This window comes from Pseudonocardia sp. NPDC046786 (assembly GCF_040645415.1).
Classification (GTDB): Bacteria; Actinomycetota; Actinomycetes; order Mycobacteriales; family Pseudonocardiaceae; genus Pseudonocardia; species Pseudonocardia kongjuensis.
This window is the reverse complement of sequence record NZ_JBEYYF010000014.1, coordinates 44,303-59,226: the sequence shown is the minus strand read 5'-3', so window position 1 is coordinate 59,226 and position 14,924 is coordinate 44,303. Positions and strand designations below refer to the sequence as shown.

General features: G+C 74.5%; 14 protein-coding genes. 9 read left to right on the top strand and 5 right to left on the bottom strand.

The annotated features are described in order from the left end of the window. Positions 1-181: 181 nt before the first annotated feature. A complete protein-coding gene (locus ABZ881_RS18490) occupies positions 182-1,477 on the top strand; it encodes a helix-turn-helix domain-containing protein (RefSeq protein WP_358486045.1) in 1,296 nt (431 codons plus the stop codon). Here ABZ881_RS18490 and ABZ881_RS18485 read toward each other — a convergent pair. The 5 genes from ABZ881_RS18485 to ABZ881_RS18465 are packed head-to-tail and all read right to left on the bottom strand — an operon-like array spanning position 1,423 to position 6,611. Continuing rightward, positions 1,423-2,211, bottom strand: a complete 789-nt coding sequence (locus tag ABZ881_RS18485) for an SDR family oxidoreductase (protein ID WP_358486042.1) — start codon at positions 2,209-2,211, stop codon at positions 1,423-1,425. The two genes, ABZ881_RS18490 and ABZ881_RS18485, sit on opposite strands and share 55 nt — an antisense overlap. Further along, the gene (locus ABZ881_RS18480) at positions 2,208-3,104 is read right to left on the bottom strand and encodes an SDR family oxidoreductase (protein WP_358486040.1); all 897 of its coding nucleotides are present in this window, start codon (positions 3,102-3,104) and stop codon (positions 2,208-2,210) included. The genes ABZ881_RS18485 and ABZ881_RS18480 overlap by 4 nt, the downstream gene beginning before the upstream one ends. Beyond that, on the bottom strand, positions 3,101-3,865 hold the full coding sequence (locus tag ABZ881_RS18475; protein WP_358486038.1) for a crotonase/enoyl-CoA hydratase family protein: 765 nt from the start codon (positions 3,863-3,865) through the stop codon (positions 3,101-3,103). The genes ABZ881_RS18480 and ABZ881_RS18475 overlap by 4 nt, the downstream gene beginning before the upstream one ends. Then, on the bottom strand, positions 3,862-5,049 hold the full coding sequence (locus ABZ881_RS18470) for a lipid-transfer protein (protein ID WP_358486036.1): 1,188 nt from the start codon (positions 5,047-5,049) through the stop codon (positions 3,862-3,864). Before ABZ881_RS18470 ends, ABZ881_RS18475 begins: the two co-directional genes overlap by 4 nt. Further along, a complete protein-coding gene (locus ABZ881_RS18465; protein ID WP_358486034.1) occupies positions 5,046-6,611 on the bottom strand; it encodes an AMP-binding protein in 1,566 nt (521 codons plus the stop codon). Before ABZ881_RS18465 ends, ABZ881_RS18470 begins: the two co-directional genes overlap by 4 nt. A gap of 216 nt (positions 6,612-6,827) precedes the next feature. On the opposite strand from ABZ881_RS18465, the gene ABZ881_RS18460 reads away from it, so the two are divergent. From ABZ881_RS18460 to ABZ881_RS18425, 8 genes are all read left to right on the top strand, one after another. Next, the gene (locus tag ABZ881_RS18460) at positions 6,828-7,775 is read left to right on the top strand and encodes an AraC family transcriptional regulator (protein WP_358486030.1); all 948 of its coding nucleotides are present in this window, start codon (positions 6,828-6,830) and stop codon (positions 7,773-7,775) included. Between the two features lie 20 nt (positions 7,776-7,795). Beyond that, positions 7,796-8,191, top strand: coding sequence for a YchJ family metal-binding protein (locus ABZ881_RS18455; protein ID WP_358486028.1), 396 nt, complete (start codon positions 7,796-7,798; stop codon positions 8,189-8,191). A gap of 196 nt (positions 8,192-8,387) precedes the next feature. Continuing rightward, positions 8,388-9,572 carry a CoA transferase gene (locus tag ABZ881_RS18450; RefSeq protein WP_344017874.1) on the top strand — a complete coding sequence of 395 codons (1,185 nt, stop codon included), beginning with the start codon at positions 8,388-8,390 and terminating at the stop codon, positions 9,570-9,572. 169 nt (positions 9,573-9,741) lie between these two features. Next, on the top strand, positions 9,742-10,626 hold the full coding sequence (locus ABZ881_RS18445) for a hypothetical protein (RefSeq protein WP_358486026.1): 885 nt from the start codon (positions 9,742-9,744) through the stop codon (positions 10,624-10,626). A 77-nt stretch (positions 10,627-10,703) separates the two neighbouring features. Beyond that, positions 10,704-11,864: an acyl-CoA dehydrogenase family protein gene (locus tag ABZ881_RS18440; RefSeq protein ID WP_358486024.1), complete on the top strand. Its 1,161-nt coding sequence runs from the start codon at positions 10,704-10,706 to the stop codon at positions 11,862-11,864. After that, the gene (locus ABZ881_RS18435) at positions 11,861-12,685 is read left to right on the top strand and encodes a CoA ester lyase (protein ID WP_358486022.1); all 825 of its coding nucleotides are present in this window, start codon (positions 11,861-11,863) and stop codon (positions 12,683-12,685) included. The genes ABZ881_RS18440 and ABZ881_RS18435 overlap by 4 nt, the downstream gene beginning before the upstream one ends. Positions 12,686-12,734: 49 nt before the next feature. After that, entirely contained in the window at positions 12,735-13,697 is a 963-nt protein-coding gene (locus ABZ881_RS18430) for a LysR family transcriptional regulator (protein WP_358486019.1), read from the top strand. Continuing rightward, the gene (locus tag ABZ881_RS18425; protein WP_358486017.1) at positions 13,694-14,923 is read left to right on the top strand and encodes a CoA transferase; all 1,230 of its coding nucleotides are present in this window, start codon (positions 13,694-13,696) and stop codon (positions 14,921-14,923) included. Before ABZ881_RS18430 ends, ABZ881_RS18425 begins: the two co-directional genes overlap by 4 nt. The last annotated feature ends 1 nt before the right edge of the window (position 14,924 follow it).

The following is a 14,924-nucleotide window of genomic DNA, read 5'->3' as shown; positions in this document are numbered from 1 at the left end:
CCGGGCAGCCTTCTGCCGGTGGCACCGGTCCTCAATGGGCCCGGCCGACACCGTCCGGTGGCGGCGTCGCACATCGGCGGCGCGCTGCACCGGAGGCCCGCCTGGCCACCCTGCGCGCAGGACGAAGATCCCTGCGCGCAGCGACTTGCCGGTGCCCCCGCGGCGCGGCCAGGGTCCGGGCATGACCCGATCGACGACGATCGGCCGCGCGGGTGGGTCCACCCCGCAGGCCTGGCTGGCCGGCTGGCTGCGCCGCGACATCGAGTCCCTGCTGGACCCGCTGGTGTCGGCGCTCACCACGGCGGTGCCGGAGATCCTGGTCGCCGCCGACGCCCCGGACCGGCACGTACGAGACGCGGTGCGCATGCACCTCACGACGCTGACCCGCTGCTTCACACCCGAGGAACCGGATTCCGAGATCGCGATGCCGTCGCTGGTCGCCCGCTACACACGGGCGCTGGCCCGACACGACGCGGTGGCCCTGCCGGTGCTGTTGCGGTCGTTCGAGACGCTGCACGCCGCGCTGTGGCAACACCTGGTCACAGCGCTGCACACCGCGGACCCGCGGCCGTCCGCGGTCGAGCGGGCAGCCGTCATGGAGTGGGCGGCGGCCCGGCTGTTCGCCTACTTCCGGACCGCGAGCGAGCGGACCGCCTCGCTGTACGGGACCGAACTGGCGTTGCTCGAGCGCCGGGCGACGTCCCGCCGGACCGACCTGGTGACGGGGCTGCTCGGCGGGACGGTGGATCCGGCGGCGGCACAGCGCGAGCTGGGCTACGACCTGGGTGCCCGGCACGTCGGGTTCATCGCCTGGACCGACCGCGGATCCGGGCCGGACCGGCTCGACGGCGCCGTCCGGACCGTGGTGGAGGCGCTGCGACCGCAGCGCCGGCTCCGGGTCCCCGGCGACGGCCGGTCCGTCCACGGCTGGCTGGTCTGTCACGGGGAGGGGTGGCGCGAGCTGGCGGCGCGGCGCAGCCTCCCGCCGGGCGTGCACATCGCCTGGGGTGGCCCGGCCTCCGGGTACGACGGTTTCCGCACCACCCACGCCGAGGCACAGGAGGCCCGCCGGGTCGCCGACGCACTCGGCTCGGCGGGCACCGTGCTGTTCGACGACGTCGCGGTACTCGCGCTGGCCACCCGGGACGAGTCCGCAGCGACCGCGTTCGTGGCGAGGACGCTCGGCAGGCTGGCGGCCGGCGGCGACGAGGCCGACCGGCTGCTGCGGACCCTGCGGGTGCACCTGGCCGAACTGGGCAGCCCGACCCGCACCGCCCGCCGGCTGCACGTGCATCCGAACACCGTGGTCAAGCGGATGGAACGGATCGAGTCACTGCTGGGACGTCCGGTGGACCCGGCCGATCTGGCGCTGCGCACCGCCACCGAGCTGTCCACGATGGTCGCCCGGCCGGACCCGGCAGGTCAGGTGCAGCCGGAGACCCCGCCGTCGACCGGCAGCACGACGCCGGTCAGGTAGGAGCCGGCCCGCGAGGACAGGAAGACGGTCGCCCCGACGACGTCGTCCGGGCGGCCCCAGCGGCCGCGCGGGATCCCGGCCCGGACCGCGTCGTGGGCGTCCGGGTCGTCGGCCACGAATGCGCTCATCCGGCTGGGGAAGTAGCCGGGCGCGATCGCGTTGACGGTGACGTGCTCGGCCGCCAGACGGCGGGCGAGGTGCCGGGTCAGCATGTGCACAGCTGCCTTGGTGGCGCTGTAGGGGTAGTTCTCCAGCTCGGTCACCCGCAGCCCGGCCAGCGACCCGATGTTGATCACGCGCGCCGGATGGTCGTCGGTCGCCGCGGCGCGCAGTGCGGGCAGCAGCGAGCTGGTGAGCCGGAAGACGCCGGTGAGGTTGACCCCGACGAGCTTGTCCCAGGCGTCGTCCGGGAAGTCGTCGATCGGCGCACCCCAGGTGGCGCCCGCGTTGTTGACGAGGATGTCCAGCCGCCCGCCGAGTTGCCCGTCGACGGCCGCGACGAGGGCTCGCGCGCCGTCCGGTGTACCGACGTCGGCCGGGACGCCGGTGCAGCGCGCTCCGAGCCGGTCGGCGACCGCCGCACAGGCCGCCGGCTTGCGCGAGGACACCAGCACCCGGGCACCCGCCGCGAGGAGCCCCTCGGCGGTCATCAGCCCGATCCCGCTGGTCCCGCCGGTCACCAGCGCGGTACGGCCGGTCACGTCGAACAGGCCGGCCGGAGGCACATCGGTCACAGCGCCACCGAGTAGCCGCCGTTGACCGGCATCGTCTGGCCGGTGATCCACGACGCGCCGCGCGAGGCCAGGAACACGATCATCGCCGAGGCATCCGACGGTTCACCGATCCGGCGCACCAGGTAGCGGCTCAGCAGCTGCTTGCGCAGCGCCGGATCAGCCAGGTACCCGTCCGTCGCCGGGGTCCGGGTGGCGCCGAGCGCGACGCTGTTGGCGGTGACCGCGTACCGCCCGCCCGCCCGGGCCAGCGCCCGGGTCAGGCCGGCCGCGCCGGCCTTGGCGGCCGAGTACGCCTCCAGGCCGCCGGTCTCGCCGACCCGTCCGGCATCCGAGATCACGGTGACGATCCGGCCGCCGGCGCCGGCCTCGACCATCTGCGCCAGCGCGTGCCGGGCGCAGTTCAGGACGCCGTGCAGGTTCACCCCCAGCGACGGTGACCAGTGCTCCGGGCCCTGCTCCCAGAACGGCAGCGCCGGCGGCGCAGCGCCCCCGCCGCCCTGGTTTCCCGCGTTGTTGACCAGCACCCCGACCGGTCCGTGTGCGTCGCGGGCCCGGGCGAACATCGCGCCGACCGCGTCGTAGTCGGTGACGTCGCACGCCACCCCGGTCGCCGTGCCACCCAGGCCGCGGATCTCGGCGGCTACCGCATCGGCCCGTGCGGCGTCCACGTCGTTGACCAGCACCGCACCCGCGCCGCGGGCGGCGAGGTCGAGGGCGACCTGCCGGCCGACCCCCTGCCCGGCACCGGTGACCAGGGCCACCCGGCCCTCGATGTCGGTCCCGGCTGCATCTGTCGCGTTCGTGCCCACCGCGTTCGTGCCCACCGCGTTCGTGCCCACCGCGTTCGTGCCCAGCGTGTCCGTGCCCACCGCGTTCGTGCCCGTCGTCTTCATCGTCCCTTCCACACCGGCTCCCGCTTCTCGGCGAAGGCCGCCAGGCCCTCGCGGTAGTCCTCGGACGCCAGCACGGTGTCCACGTACCGCTGCTGGGCCGTCCAGCTCTCCTCGTCCGTCCACTCCGGACCGTGCCGGACGATCGCCTTGCTGGCCCGGACCGCGACCGGTCCCCCGGCGGCGATCTCGGCGGCGAACCGGAGGGCGACCTCCAGCGCCTGACCGGGCTCAGCCAACCGGTTGACCAGCCCGAGCTCGTGGTACCGCTCGGCGTCCCAGGCCGCGCCGGTCAGTGCGGCCTCCATCGCCAGCGCGTACGGGATCCGCCGGGGCAGCCGGAACAGCCCGCCGCCCATCGCCGGGAGTCCGCGCCGGGCCTCGGGAAGGCCGATCCGGGCACCGCGGGCGGCGACGACCAGGTCACAGGCGAGCGCCAGCTCCAGGCCGCCACCGAGTGCGTGTCCCTCCACCGCCGCGATGATCGGCTTCTCCGGCGGGCGGGCCATCAGCCCGCCGCCGCCGCGCCGCTCGGTACGGCCGAGCTCGCCCCGGGCCGCGGCCTTCAAGTCCTGGCCGGCGCAGAACGTCCCGCCGGCCCCGGTGAGCACCGCGACCCGCAGTCCGTCGTCGGCGTCGAAGGCGTCGATCGCGGCCTCCATCGCCTCGGCCGTGGCACGGTCGAAGGCGTTGCGGCGCTCCGGCCGGTCGATCGTGAGGACGACGACCGCGTCCCGGCGTTCCACCAGCAACGGGCCGCTCACGACTGCGCCATCCGGTAGAGGGTGACGACGCCGGCGCTGCCGAGGCCGACGTTGTGCGCAAGGGCGAGCCGCGCGCCGTCGACCTGGCGGGGCCCCGCCTCGCCGCGCAACTGCCAGCTGAGCTCGGCGCACTGGGCGAGCCCGGTGGCGCCGAGCGGATGACCCTTCGAGATCAGCCCGCCGGAGGGGTTGACCACCCAGCGTCCGCCGTAGGTGGTGGCGCCGGCGTCGACGAGAGCGCCGCCCTCTCCCTCTGCGCACAACCCGAGCGCCTCGTAGGTGAGGATCTCGTTGACCGAGAAGCAGTCGTGCAGCTCGATCACGTCGATCTCGTCGGGCCCGATCCCGGCCTGTTCGTAGACCTGGCGGGCGGCCCGCCGGGAGACCGGTGTCCCGACGATGTTGACCGCACTGTCGTAGGCGTCGGTGGTGTCGGTGGCCAGCGCCTGGGCGACGATCTCGACCGCCCGCCCGGCAGCGCCCAGCCGGTCGACCACCTCCTCGGAGACGACGACGGCGGCGGCCGCCCCGTCCGAGGTGGGCGAGCACTGCAGCTTGGTCAGCGGCGTGCAGACCGCGGTGGAGTCCAGGATCTCCTGCAGGGTGTGGACGTCCCGGAACTGTGCGTACGGGTTGTCCGCGGAGTGCCGGTGGTTCTTCTCGGCGACCTTGGCGAACTGCTCGGGCGTGGTGCCGAACCGGGCCGAGTGTTCGTTGCCGGCCGCCCGGAACATCTCCAGCACGACCGGTGCGCCCGTCGGCTCGTGCAACCCGGCGAGCGCCTCGACGAACTTGCCGACCGGATTCGCCGACTGCGGGTGGGTGGGGGTGCCGAGCGAGCCGCGCTGCATCTTCTCGAAGCCCAGCGCCAGCACGCAGTCGGCCAGCCCGCCCTGCACCAGCTGTCGGGCGTAGAGCAGGGCGGACGAGCCGGAGGCACAGTTGTTGTTGACGTTCACGACCGGGATGCCGGTCATGCCCAGCTCGTAGACCGCGCGCTGACCCGCGGTCGAGTCTGCGTGCACGAACCCGGCGCAGACCTGTTCGACGTCGCGGTACCCGATGCCCGCGTCGCGCAGGGCGGCGTCGGCGGCGCGGTGGGCGAGTTCGGGGTAGTTCGGGTCGGGACGGCCGGGCTTGCTGAACTCGGTCATTCCGACACCGAGCACGTAGGCGGTTCTCATCGCGGGTGTACTGCTCCTCGGCTCGGCTGTGCGGATTGCGGGGCGTACCGGGCGCGGACCTCGCGCCGCAGCACCTTCCCGACGGCGGACTTGGGTAGCTCGGTGTCGAACCGGACGCTGGTCAGGCGCTTCACCGGCCCGAGGCGCTCGCGGGTCCAGGCGATCAGCTCGTCCTCGGTGACCTCGGCACCCGGTTCGGGAACGACCAGCGCCAGCGGCGTCTCACCCCACTTGTCGTGCGGTACACCGACGACCGAGGCGTCACGGACCGCGGGGTGCTCCGCCAGCGCGTTCTCGATCTCGGTCGGCCACACGTTGAACCCACCCGAGATGATCATGTCCTCCTTGCGGTCGGTCAGGAAGAGGAAGCCGTGCTCGTCCAGGTAGCCCATGTCCCGGGTGAGCACGGACCCGTCGGGCAGCAGCCGGGCACGGGTGGCCTCGGGGTCGTCCCAGATGCCGTCGAACACCGACGGGTTGTGCGCCGCGACCTCGCCGACGGTCCCGGCCGGGACGGACCGCCCACCCTCGTCGACGATCGTGATCCGGGTGTTCGGCGTCGCCCGCCCGGCCGACCGCAGCCAGCGGCCGCCCTCGGCCAGGTGGTCGGCCGGCGACAGCACCGACACCGGCGCGACCTCGCTCTGGCCGTAGAGCTGGAGCAGGATGTCGCCAAAGACCTCGCGGGCCCGGTCGAGGGCGGTGGCGGTCATCGGGGAACCCCCGTAGACGAACTGCCGCAGGCTGCGCAGGTCGGTCCGGCCGGCCGCCGGGTGCCCGGCCGCGAGCTGGACCATCGTCGGCACGCCGAAGGTGAGGGTGCAGCGGTGCCGCTCGATCGCGGCGAGGAAGGCACCGGGTTCGAACGCGCGGAGCACCGCCACCGCACCCCCGGCGGCCAGCACACCGAACACCGGCATGATCGTCGCGTGGGCCAGCGGCCCCGCCGCGAGGTAGATGTCGTCGTTTCGGAGCGGGATCAGCGCGGCGGTGGTCTCGGTGCCGACACCGGTCCAGGCCCGGCAGGAGTGCACGATGCCCTTGGGGGTGCCGGTGGTCCCTGCCGAGAACCGGATCGTTTGCGGTGCATCGGGGTCCGGTGCGATCCCACGGTCGACCGGGGACGCCGCGGCGAGCAGGTCGTCGTAGCCGTGTGCCCCGGCCGGGGCCGGGCCGTCGAGCACGATCACGTGGCGCAGTGCGCCGGCGCCGGCCAGGTGCGGAGCGATCGCGTCGTGATGGGTGCGCTGCGCGATCAGCACCGTGGCGCCGATCGTGTCGAGCAGTGCGACGTTCGTCGCGGGAGTGTTGTGCGTGTAGAGCGACGCACGGACGTACCCGCCGAGGGCGACACCCAGGATCAGCTCCAGCGACTCCGGGCTGTTGTCCGTCAGGGTGGCGACCCGCTCCCCCGGTCGCACGCCCAGACCCGCCAGCGCGTTGCTGAGGCGGCAGCTCCGCTCGTACAGGCCCGTGTAGTCGAGCGTCATGTCGTCGCAGATCACGGCGGGGCGGTCGGGGTGGTCACGTGCGCCGGTCCGGATCAGGGTCGCGAGATCCATCCGTCGTCCTCCGGGCTCCCGCCGGTCGTGGGCCGCCCGGACTCCGGCGGGCTGCGCCGGGCGTGCGTCCCACGCTAGGAACGGTCCGGGGACGCTCCAATGGAGCGAGCCGCCACCGTGCGGTGGTGGGCGGGCACAGGGCCTCGTCGGGCTCGGACGCCGCCGTCGCGACCGCTACGCTGCCCCGGACGCCGGTCACGACCGGAGGTGGACGAGATGTCGGACGATGCGGTCCGCAGCGAGCGCACGGCCGTCCACGGCCTGCCCGTGACCCGGGCGCGGGACACCTGGCGCACGTTGACGACCGCCCTGCAGGGCGCCATGACGTGTCACTTCGGGGACCGCGCCGAGTTCGGCGGGACCCTCACGCGCACCCGGACCGACCGGTACCAGGTGCTCAGCTGGAACTCCACGCCGATCCGGTACGAGCGGACCGACCGGCACATCCGGGCGGACGGGATCGACAGCTGCCTGCTGGTCGCGCCGGCCCGCGGACGGGTCGTGCTCGGCGGGGGGCACGGTCCGGCGGTGCTCGACGACGGAACCGCCGCCCTGATCCGGATGGACCGGCCGTTCGAGGTGACCCACGGCCGGGGAGCCCAGCTGGTCGTGGTGACGATGACCGGCCGCGAGATCACCCGGCATGTCGGCCGGCTGCCGGGCGGCACCTCGCCGATCGATCTCAGGACCGGGCTGGGCACGATCCTGCGGGCCGTGCTGCAGGCGACGCTGGCGCAGGAGCGGCTCCCGGCCGACCACTTCGACGCGGTCGTGGAACGGCTCGGGGAGCTGACCGGCATCCTCGTCGCCGGTCAGGGCACGGCGGGCACCGGCACCCTCGGGGAGATCGAGATCGCGGTCCGCAGGCACGTCCGCGAACACGTCGACGATCCGGACCTCAACGCGTCGTCGATCGCCGCGGCACTGGGCTGGTCGACCCGGCAGGTCCAGCTCGCGCTGCAGCGGGCCGGCACGACCGCACGGGAGCTGATCCGCGAGGAGCGGCTCACCCGCGCACGAGCCCGGCTCACCTGCGGGGCGCACCGCGGGATGTCGGTCACCGAGATCGCGCACCTGTCCGGGTTCCGGTCGGTGAGCACATTCAGCACGGCGTTCCGGCAGCGGTTCGGCGCCAGCCCGCGGGCGGTGCGGGCCGGGAGCTGAGCCGGCCCGATACTGGACGGATGCCCGTGAACTGTCCCTGCGGCCGGGCCCGCCCGGAGCGGGCCTGCTGCGGCCCGGTGCTCGACGGCCGCCCCGCGGCGACCGCCGAGGACCTGATGCGCAGCCGCTACACCGCGTTCGTCCGGGGCGACACCGCGCACCTGACCGCGTCCTGGCATCCCTCGACCCGGCCGCGGGCGCTGCGCCTGGAGCCCGGCTCGGTGTGGACCGGGCTGGAGATCTTGGACCGCTCCGGCGGGGCGATGTTCGACGCCGAGGGCATCGTCGAGTTCCGGGCGCACCGCCGGGACGGCGTGCTGCACGAGCGGAGCCGGTTCGTCCGGGAGGACGGCCGGTGGTTCTACGTCGGCGGGGAGCTCGATCCGGGGTCCGGCACGCCGGGCACCGGCAGGTAGCAGCCCTGCAGCCGCCATCCCCCGGGCCCGGCGCGGCCGAGACCGGCCAGGATCCGGACGAGCGTCCGGCCGTCGCTGCTCATGGCGTCGATGGTGGCCGCGACCGGCCCGGCCCGGAATCGGCAGGAATGCCGATCGGCGGCAATATCCTGCCGGCCCCTGACACGCCGTCCGGCCGGGGATAACGTCCCGGTACGTGGATCACTCCCCGACGCAGGACGGCCCCGGACTCGGCGACGCACCGGCCGGCGGCCCGCTGGACGGCATTCTGGTCGCCGACTTCTCCCGGGTGCTGGCCGGTCCGTACGCCACCATGATGCTGGCCGATCTCGGCGCGACCGTGATCAAGGTCGAGGGCCCCGGCGGCGACGACACCCGCACCTGGAAACCCCCGGTGCTCGACGGGACGTCCACCTACTACCTGTCGATCAACCGGAACAAGCGGTCGATCGTGCTCGACCTCAAGGACCCCGCCGACCTGGCGGTGGCGCGGCGGCTGGCGCAGCGGGCCGACGTGCTGGTGGAGAACATGAAGCCGGGCGGGATGGCCCGCTTCGGCCTCGACCACGCCGCGGTCGCGGCGGACAACCCGTCGGTCGTGTACTGCTCGATCTCCGGGTTCGGCCCGCTCGGCGGCGCCCACCTGCCCGGCTACGACCTGCTGGTGCAGGCGGTGTCCGGCCTGATGAGCATCACCGGCCCGGCCGACGGGCCGCCCTACCGGGCCGGGGTCGCGGTGTTCGACGTGCTCACCGGGCTGCACGCCGCGCTGGCCGTCGCGGCGGCACTGCGGCACCGGGAGCACACCGGCGAGGGGCAGCTGCTGGAGACGAACCTGCTCTCGGTCGCGCTGTCGACGCTGGTCAACCAGACCGAGGCCTACGTCGCCGCGGGCGCGGTGCCGCAGCGGATGGGCAACGAGCACCCGAGCGTCTTCCCCTACCAGCCGATGCCCTGCAAGGACGGCGAGCTCATCGTGATCGCCGGGAACGACGGCCAGTTCCGCAGGCTCGCCACCGTGCTCGGCGATCCGGCGATGGCGCAGGACCCGCGCTTCGCGACGATGTCGGACCGGATCGGGCATCGCGCCGAGATCGAGCAGCGGCTGCGCGCCCGGCTGGCCACCCGCACCGCGCAGGAGTGGTACACCGCGATCACCGAGGTGGGCGTGCCCTGCGGACCGATCAACTCGGTCGACGGCGGGGTGGCGCTGGCCGAGCGGCTCGGCCTGGAGCCGGTGGTCCGGGCGCCGGACGCGGCCGCGGTCCCGACCGTCCGGAACCCGGTGACGTACTCGCGGACGCCGCCGTCCTACCGGCGCTCGCCGCCGCCGATCGGTGCGGACTCGGCCGACGTGCGGGCCTGGCTCGACGGACCCTGAGCCGGGCGCGCGGGGCGACCACGAGGCGGGCGGGCCGGATCCCGGCAGCACGCATCCCCACGCCCGCTGATGCACGCGGTGCATCGGGCAGGGTCCGGATCTGCATTTCACACATCGAGCCGGAGCGTCCAGAGTGGGATCCGGCGACCGAACCGTACGAGGGAGTGCCGTGTCCGAGACCGCGAACCTGGCCGATCTGGTGCGGGACTGGGATCCGCCGACCGTCCGGACCAGCCGGCGGGTCGACCCGTGGCCGGCCGCCGCCTTCGCCGACCTGGTCGACGCCGCTCCCCCGGCGCTCGGCGACGGCGCGCCGCTCCCCCCGCTGTGGCACTGGTTCGTGCTGCTGGAGCACCCGCGGACCGCCGATCTCGGCGAGGACGGGCATCCCGCCGACGGCCCACTGCTGCCGCGGGTCCCGGGCCGGCGCCGGATGTTCGCCGGGGGGCGGTTCACCCAGCACGCCCCGATCCCGTTCGGCGCGGTGCTGCACGGCAGCTCGGCCGTCACCTCGGTGACCCCGAAGTCCGGGCGGAGCGGCGAGATGCTGTTCGTGTCCGTCCGCCAGGAACTGCGGGTGGGCGACGATCCGGCCGTCGTCGCGGTCGAGGAGCAGGACATCGTCTACCGCTCGGAGCCCGACGGCGCGCAGCGACGGGTGGTCCCCCGTCCGGCGGGCGGCGAGCCGGAGCCGGACGGGGCGTGGCGGCGGCGGCTGGGCACCGGCAGCGTGCTGCTGTCGCGGTTCAGCGCGCTGACCTACAACGGCCACCGCATCCACCACGACCACCCGTACACGACGACCGTCGAGGGCTACCCGGATCTCGTCGTGCACGGGCCGCTGATGGCCCTGCTCGCGCTGGAGCTGCCCCGGGTGCACGCACCCGCGGACACCGTCGCCGAGTTCGGCTACCGGCTCACCCGGCCCGCCTTCGTGCCCTCGACGCTGGTCGCCGCCGGTGACCGGGACGCCGACGACCCGGGTGCCGCCACGGTCGCGGTCGCGGCCGAGGGGGTCGCCCCGTCGCTGGTCGCGACCGTCCGGTTCCGCTGACGACCGCCGGCACCCGCAGACGAGCCCCGACAGCCACGAGCACAGACCACCGCCGACCAGATCAGGAGGTCCGCGCCATGGGTGCGCTGGACACCGAGGAACAGGCCGTCGTCGACACGGTCCGCGACTTCATCGACCGCGAGGTGAAACCGCACGTCAACGAGCTGGAACACGCGGACGTCTATCCCGAGAAGTGGATCGAGCAGATGAAGCAGCTCGGGATCTACGGGCTGGCGGTCCCCGAGCCGTGGGGCGAGGCCCCGGTCTCGATGCCGTGCTACGCACTCGTCACCGCCGAGCTGGCCCGCGGCTGGATGAGCCTGGCCGGTGCGATGGGCGGGCACACCGTCGTCGCGAAGCTGCTGGTCGCGTTCGGCACCCGCGAGCAGCAGGACCGCTACCTGCCCCGGATGGCCACCGGCGAGCTGCGCGCCACGATGGCGCTCACCGAACCCGGCGGCGGCTCCGACCTGCAGAACATGACGACCAGGGCGCGGCGCACCGACGACGGCTACGTGATCGACGGATCGAAGACCTGGATCTCCAACGCCCGCCGGTCCGGGCTCATCGCGCTGCTGTGCAAGACCGACCCGGCGGCCGAGCCCGCGCACCGCGGGATCTCGGTGCTGCTCGTCGAGCACGGCCCGGGCCTGACCGTCTCCCGGGACCTGCCGAAGCTCGGCTACAAGGGCGTCGAGACCTGCGAGCTGGTGTTCGAGAACATGGCGGTCCCGGCCGACGCCCTGCTCGGCGGCGTCGAGGGCCGCGGTTTCGCGCAGATGATGAAGGGCCTGGAGACGGGCCGGATCCAGGTCGCCGCCCGCGCGCTCGGCGTCGCCGACGCCGCGCTGGAGGACTCGCTGCGCTACGCCCGGGACCGCGAGTCGTTCGGCAGGCCGATCTGGCAGCACCAGTCGGTCGGCAATCTGCTCGCCGACATGGCCACCAAGATCACCGCCGCCCGGCAGCTGATCCTGCACGCCGCCCGGGAGTACGAGTCCGGCCGGCGCTGCGACATGGAGGCCGGCATGGCGAAGCTGTTCGCCTCCGAGACCGCGATGGAGGTCGCGCTGTCGGCCGTCCGGATCCACGGCGGGTACGGCTACTCCACCGAGTTCGACGTCGAGCGCTACTTCCGGGACGCCCCGCTGATGATCGTCGGTGAGGGCACCAACGAGATCCAGCGCAACGTGGTCGCCGCCCAGCTGGTCAGGCGCGGCGGGCTGGACCGCGGATGACGGCCACGTTCGCCCTGCGCGGGCCCGCCCTGCTGTTCTGCCCGGGCAACCGTCCGGACCGGTTCGCGAAGGCGGTCGCCGCCGCCGACACGGTGATCCTGGACCTGGAGGACGCCGTCGGTCCGGACGACAAGGCCGCCGCCCGCACCGCCGTCGTCGGCGCACTCGCCGACCTGGACCCGGCCGCGGTGCTGGTGCGGATCAACGCGCCCGGCACCCCCTGGTACGACGACGACGTGCGCGCACTCTCCGGCCACCCGCAGGTCGCGCTGATGCTGCCGATGGCCGACCGGGCCGCCGACGTCGAGGCGCTGGCCCCGCACCCGGTGGTCGCGCTGTGCGAGACCGCCCGCGGCGTCCTCGCCGCACCGGAGATCGCGGCCGCGACCGGCTGCGCCGGCCTGATGTGGGGCAGCGAGGACCTGGTCGCCGATCTCGGCGGCCGGGCCGGCCGGGCGCCCGGCGGCGGGTACCGGCCCGCCGTCGAGGAGGCCCGGACCCGGATCCTCTACGCCGCTCGCGCCGCCGGTGTCACCCCGGTCGACACCGTGCTCGTCGACATCGACGACGGGGCGACGCTGCGCTCGGACTCGGCGGCCGCCGTCGCCGCCGGGTTCGCGGCGAAGGCGTGCATCCACCCGGCGCAGGTCGCCGTCGTCCGGGAGGCGTTCCGGCCCACCGACGACGAGGTGGCCCGGGCCCGCGCGATGCTCGCCGCGGCCGAGGCGCACTCCGGCGGCGTGTTCCGGCTGGACGGCCGGATGGTCGACGTGCCGCTGCTGGCGCACGCGCGGGAGGTGCTCCGGCAGGCGGCGCCCTGACCCGCGGTGATGCACCCGAGACATCGTTTCGGGTGGCATGATGACGCAGGTGACGACCGTGGACGAGCTGGAGTGGTTCGTGGCGCTCGCCGAGACCGAGCACATGACGCAGGCCGCGCAACGGCTCTCGCTGGCCCAGCCGACGCTGTCCCGGGCGCTCGGCCGGCTGGAGCGGCGGGTCGGCGCGCCGCTGTTCGACCGGGTCAACCGCAGGCTGCGGCTCAACCCCTACGGCGAGATCATGCTGGAGCACGCCCGGCGCGGCCTCGCCGAGCTCGCCGCCGCCGAGGAGCGGATCGCCGCGCTGCGCGATCCGGGCCGCGGCACGGTACGGCTCGCGTTCCTGCACTCGATCGCCGCCGGGCTGATGCCCGAGGTGCTGCGCGCGCACCGCGCCGAGGCCCCCGGCGTCACCTTCGAGCTCACCCAGGCCGTCGGGCACGAGATCGTCGAGCAGGTGCGCGCCGGGCGGGTCGACCTCGGGCTGACCGCCCCGCGCCCGGACGACGACGCGATCGCCTGGACCGACCTGCACCGGGAACGGCTGTGCCTGGCCGTCCCGGCCGGGCACCGGCTCGCCGGCCGCGACCGGGTGGCGCTCGGCGAGGCGGGCGACGAGCCGTTCGTGACGCTGCGCGAACCGATCGGTTTCCGCCGACTCACCGACGAGCTGTGCGCACGGGCCGGGTTCGCGCCGCGGATCGCGTTCGAGGGCACCGAGATCGGCACCCTGGAGGGCTTCGTCGCTGCCGGCCTGGGGGTCGCGATCGTGCCCGAGCCGCGGCCGCACCGCGCCGAGCCGGGGGTCAGCCACCTGCGGCTCACCGACGGCGCCGCGCACCGGATGATCGGCCTGGCCTGGCTGCGCGACCGGCCCCGCCCACCGGTGGTGTCCCGGTTCGCCGAGTTCGTCGTCGCCCGGTTCCGCGACGACGGTCCGGCCGATCCCCCCGGCTACCCTCGGACCGTGATCATCCACGCACAGCGACCCGAGGGGCCCGGCCGGACGTGACCACGACCTCCCAGCAGCACACCGGCCGCCCGCTGGACGGCCTGCGGATCGTGGAGTGCGCGAGCTTCGTCGCCGGCCCGACCGGCGGGATGACCCTCGCCCAGCTCGGCGCCTCGGTGATCCGGATCGACCCGCTCGGCGGCGGGCCGGACCATGGCCGCTGGCCCGCGGCGGGGCACGGCACCGGCGACTCGTACTACTGGGCGTCGCTGAACAAGGGCAAGCGGTCGTTCGCGGTGGACCTGCGCTCGGACGAGGGCCGCGAGCTGGTCGTCGCGCTCGCGACCGGCGCCGGCGAGGACCGCGGCGTGCTCGTCGACAACGTCGTCGGCCGCCGCTGGATGGCCAACGAGGTGCTCACCGCGCGCCGCCCCGACCTGATCCACGTGCGCGTCCAGGGCTACCCGGACGGGCGGCCCGCGGTGGACTACACGGTCAACGCCGAGGTCGGCGTCCCGCAGATCACCGGCAGCGAGGAGGGCGCCGCGCCGGTCAACCACGTGCTGCCCGCCTGGGACCTGGTCACCGGGCTGACGGTGTCCACCACCGTGCTCGCCGCGCTGCACCAGCGCGGCCGCACCGGGCGCGGCGTCTACTCCGAGATCGCGCTGTCCGACGTCGCGCTGGCCGGTGTCGCGAACCTCGGCTGGCTGTCCGAGGCCGCCGAGACCGGCCACGAGCGGCCCCGGCACGGCAACCACGTCTTCGGCAGCTTCGGCGTCGACTTCGCCTGCTCCGACGGGCGGCGGGTGATGGTCGTCGCGCTCACCCCCGGCCAGTGGAACGCGCTGATCACGGTGACCGGCACCGGCGCCGTGTTCGCGGCGCTGGAGACCGCGCTGGGCGCCGACCTCACCGACGAGACCGAGCGCTACCGGCTCCGCGAGACCATCGCCGCGGTGCTCCGGCCGTGGTTCGGGGCCCGCGACTCGGCGACCGTCGAGGCCGAGCTGAACCGGGCCCGCGTGCTGTGGGGGCGCTACCAGGGGATGACCCGGGTGGTCGAGCAGCACCGGGCCGGCGCGCATCCGCTGCTCACCGACATCGTGCTGCCGAGCGGGACGGCCGCGGTCACCGCCCGCTCCCCCGTCCGCTGGGACGGCGCGCACGGCGAGGCCGGGGACGCTCCCGAGCTCGGCCGGGAGACCGAGGAGATCCTGGCCGGCGAGCTCGGCCTGTCGACCGCCGAGATCGGCGCCCTGCGCGACCGCGGCGTGATCGGCTGAC

Bases quoted from the DNA above. Each gene is read 5' to 3' on its own strand.
- ABZ881_RS18490 (WP_358486045.1), top strand. From the start codon at position 182: ATGACCCGATCGACGACGATCGGCCGCGCGGGTGGGTCCACCCCGCAG.
- ABZ881_RS18455 (WP_358486028.1), top strand. From the start codon at position 7,796: ATGCCCGTGAACTGTCCCTGCGGCCGGGCCCGCCCGGAGCGGGCCTGC.
- ABZ881_RS18440 (WP_358486024.1), top strand. From the start codon at position 10,704: ATGGGTGCGCTGGACACCGAGGAACAGGCCGTCGTCGACACGGTCCGC.
- ABZ881_RS18480 (WP_358486040.1), bottom strand. From the start codon at position 3,104: ATGAAGACGACGGGCACGAACGCGGTGGGCACGGACACGCTGGGCACG.
- ABZ881_RS18470 (WP_358486036.1), bottom strand. From the start codon at position 5,049: ATGAGAACCGCCTACGTGCTCGGTGTCGGAATGACCGAGTTCAGCAAG.
- ABZ881_RS18465 (WP_358486034.1), bottom strand. From the start codon at position 6,611: ATGGATCTCGCGACCCTGATCCGGACCGGCGCACGTGACCACCCCGAC.
- ABZ881_RS18460 (WP_358486030.1), top strand. From the start codon at position 6,828: ATGTCGGACGATGCGGTCCGCAGCGAGCGCACGGCCGTCCACGGCCTG.
- ABZ881_RS18435 (WP_358486022.1), top strand. From the start codon at position 11,861: ATGACGGCCACGTTCGCCCTGCGCGGGCCCGCCCTGCTGTTCTGCCCG.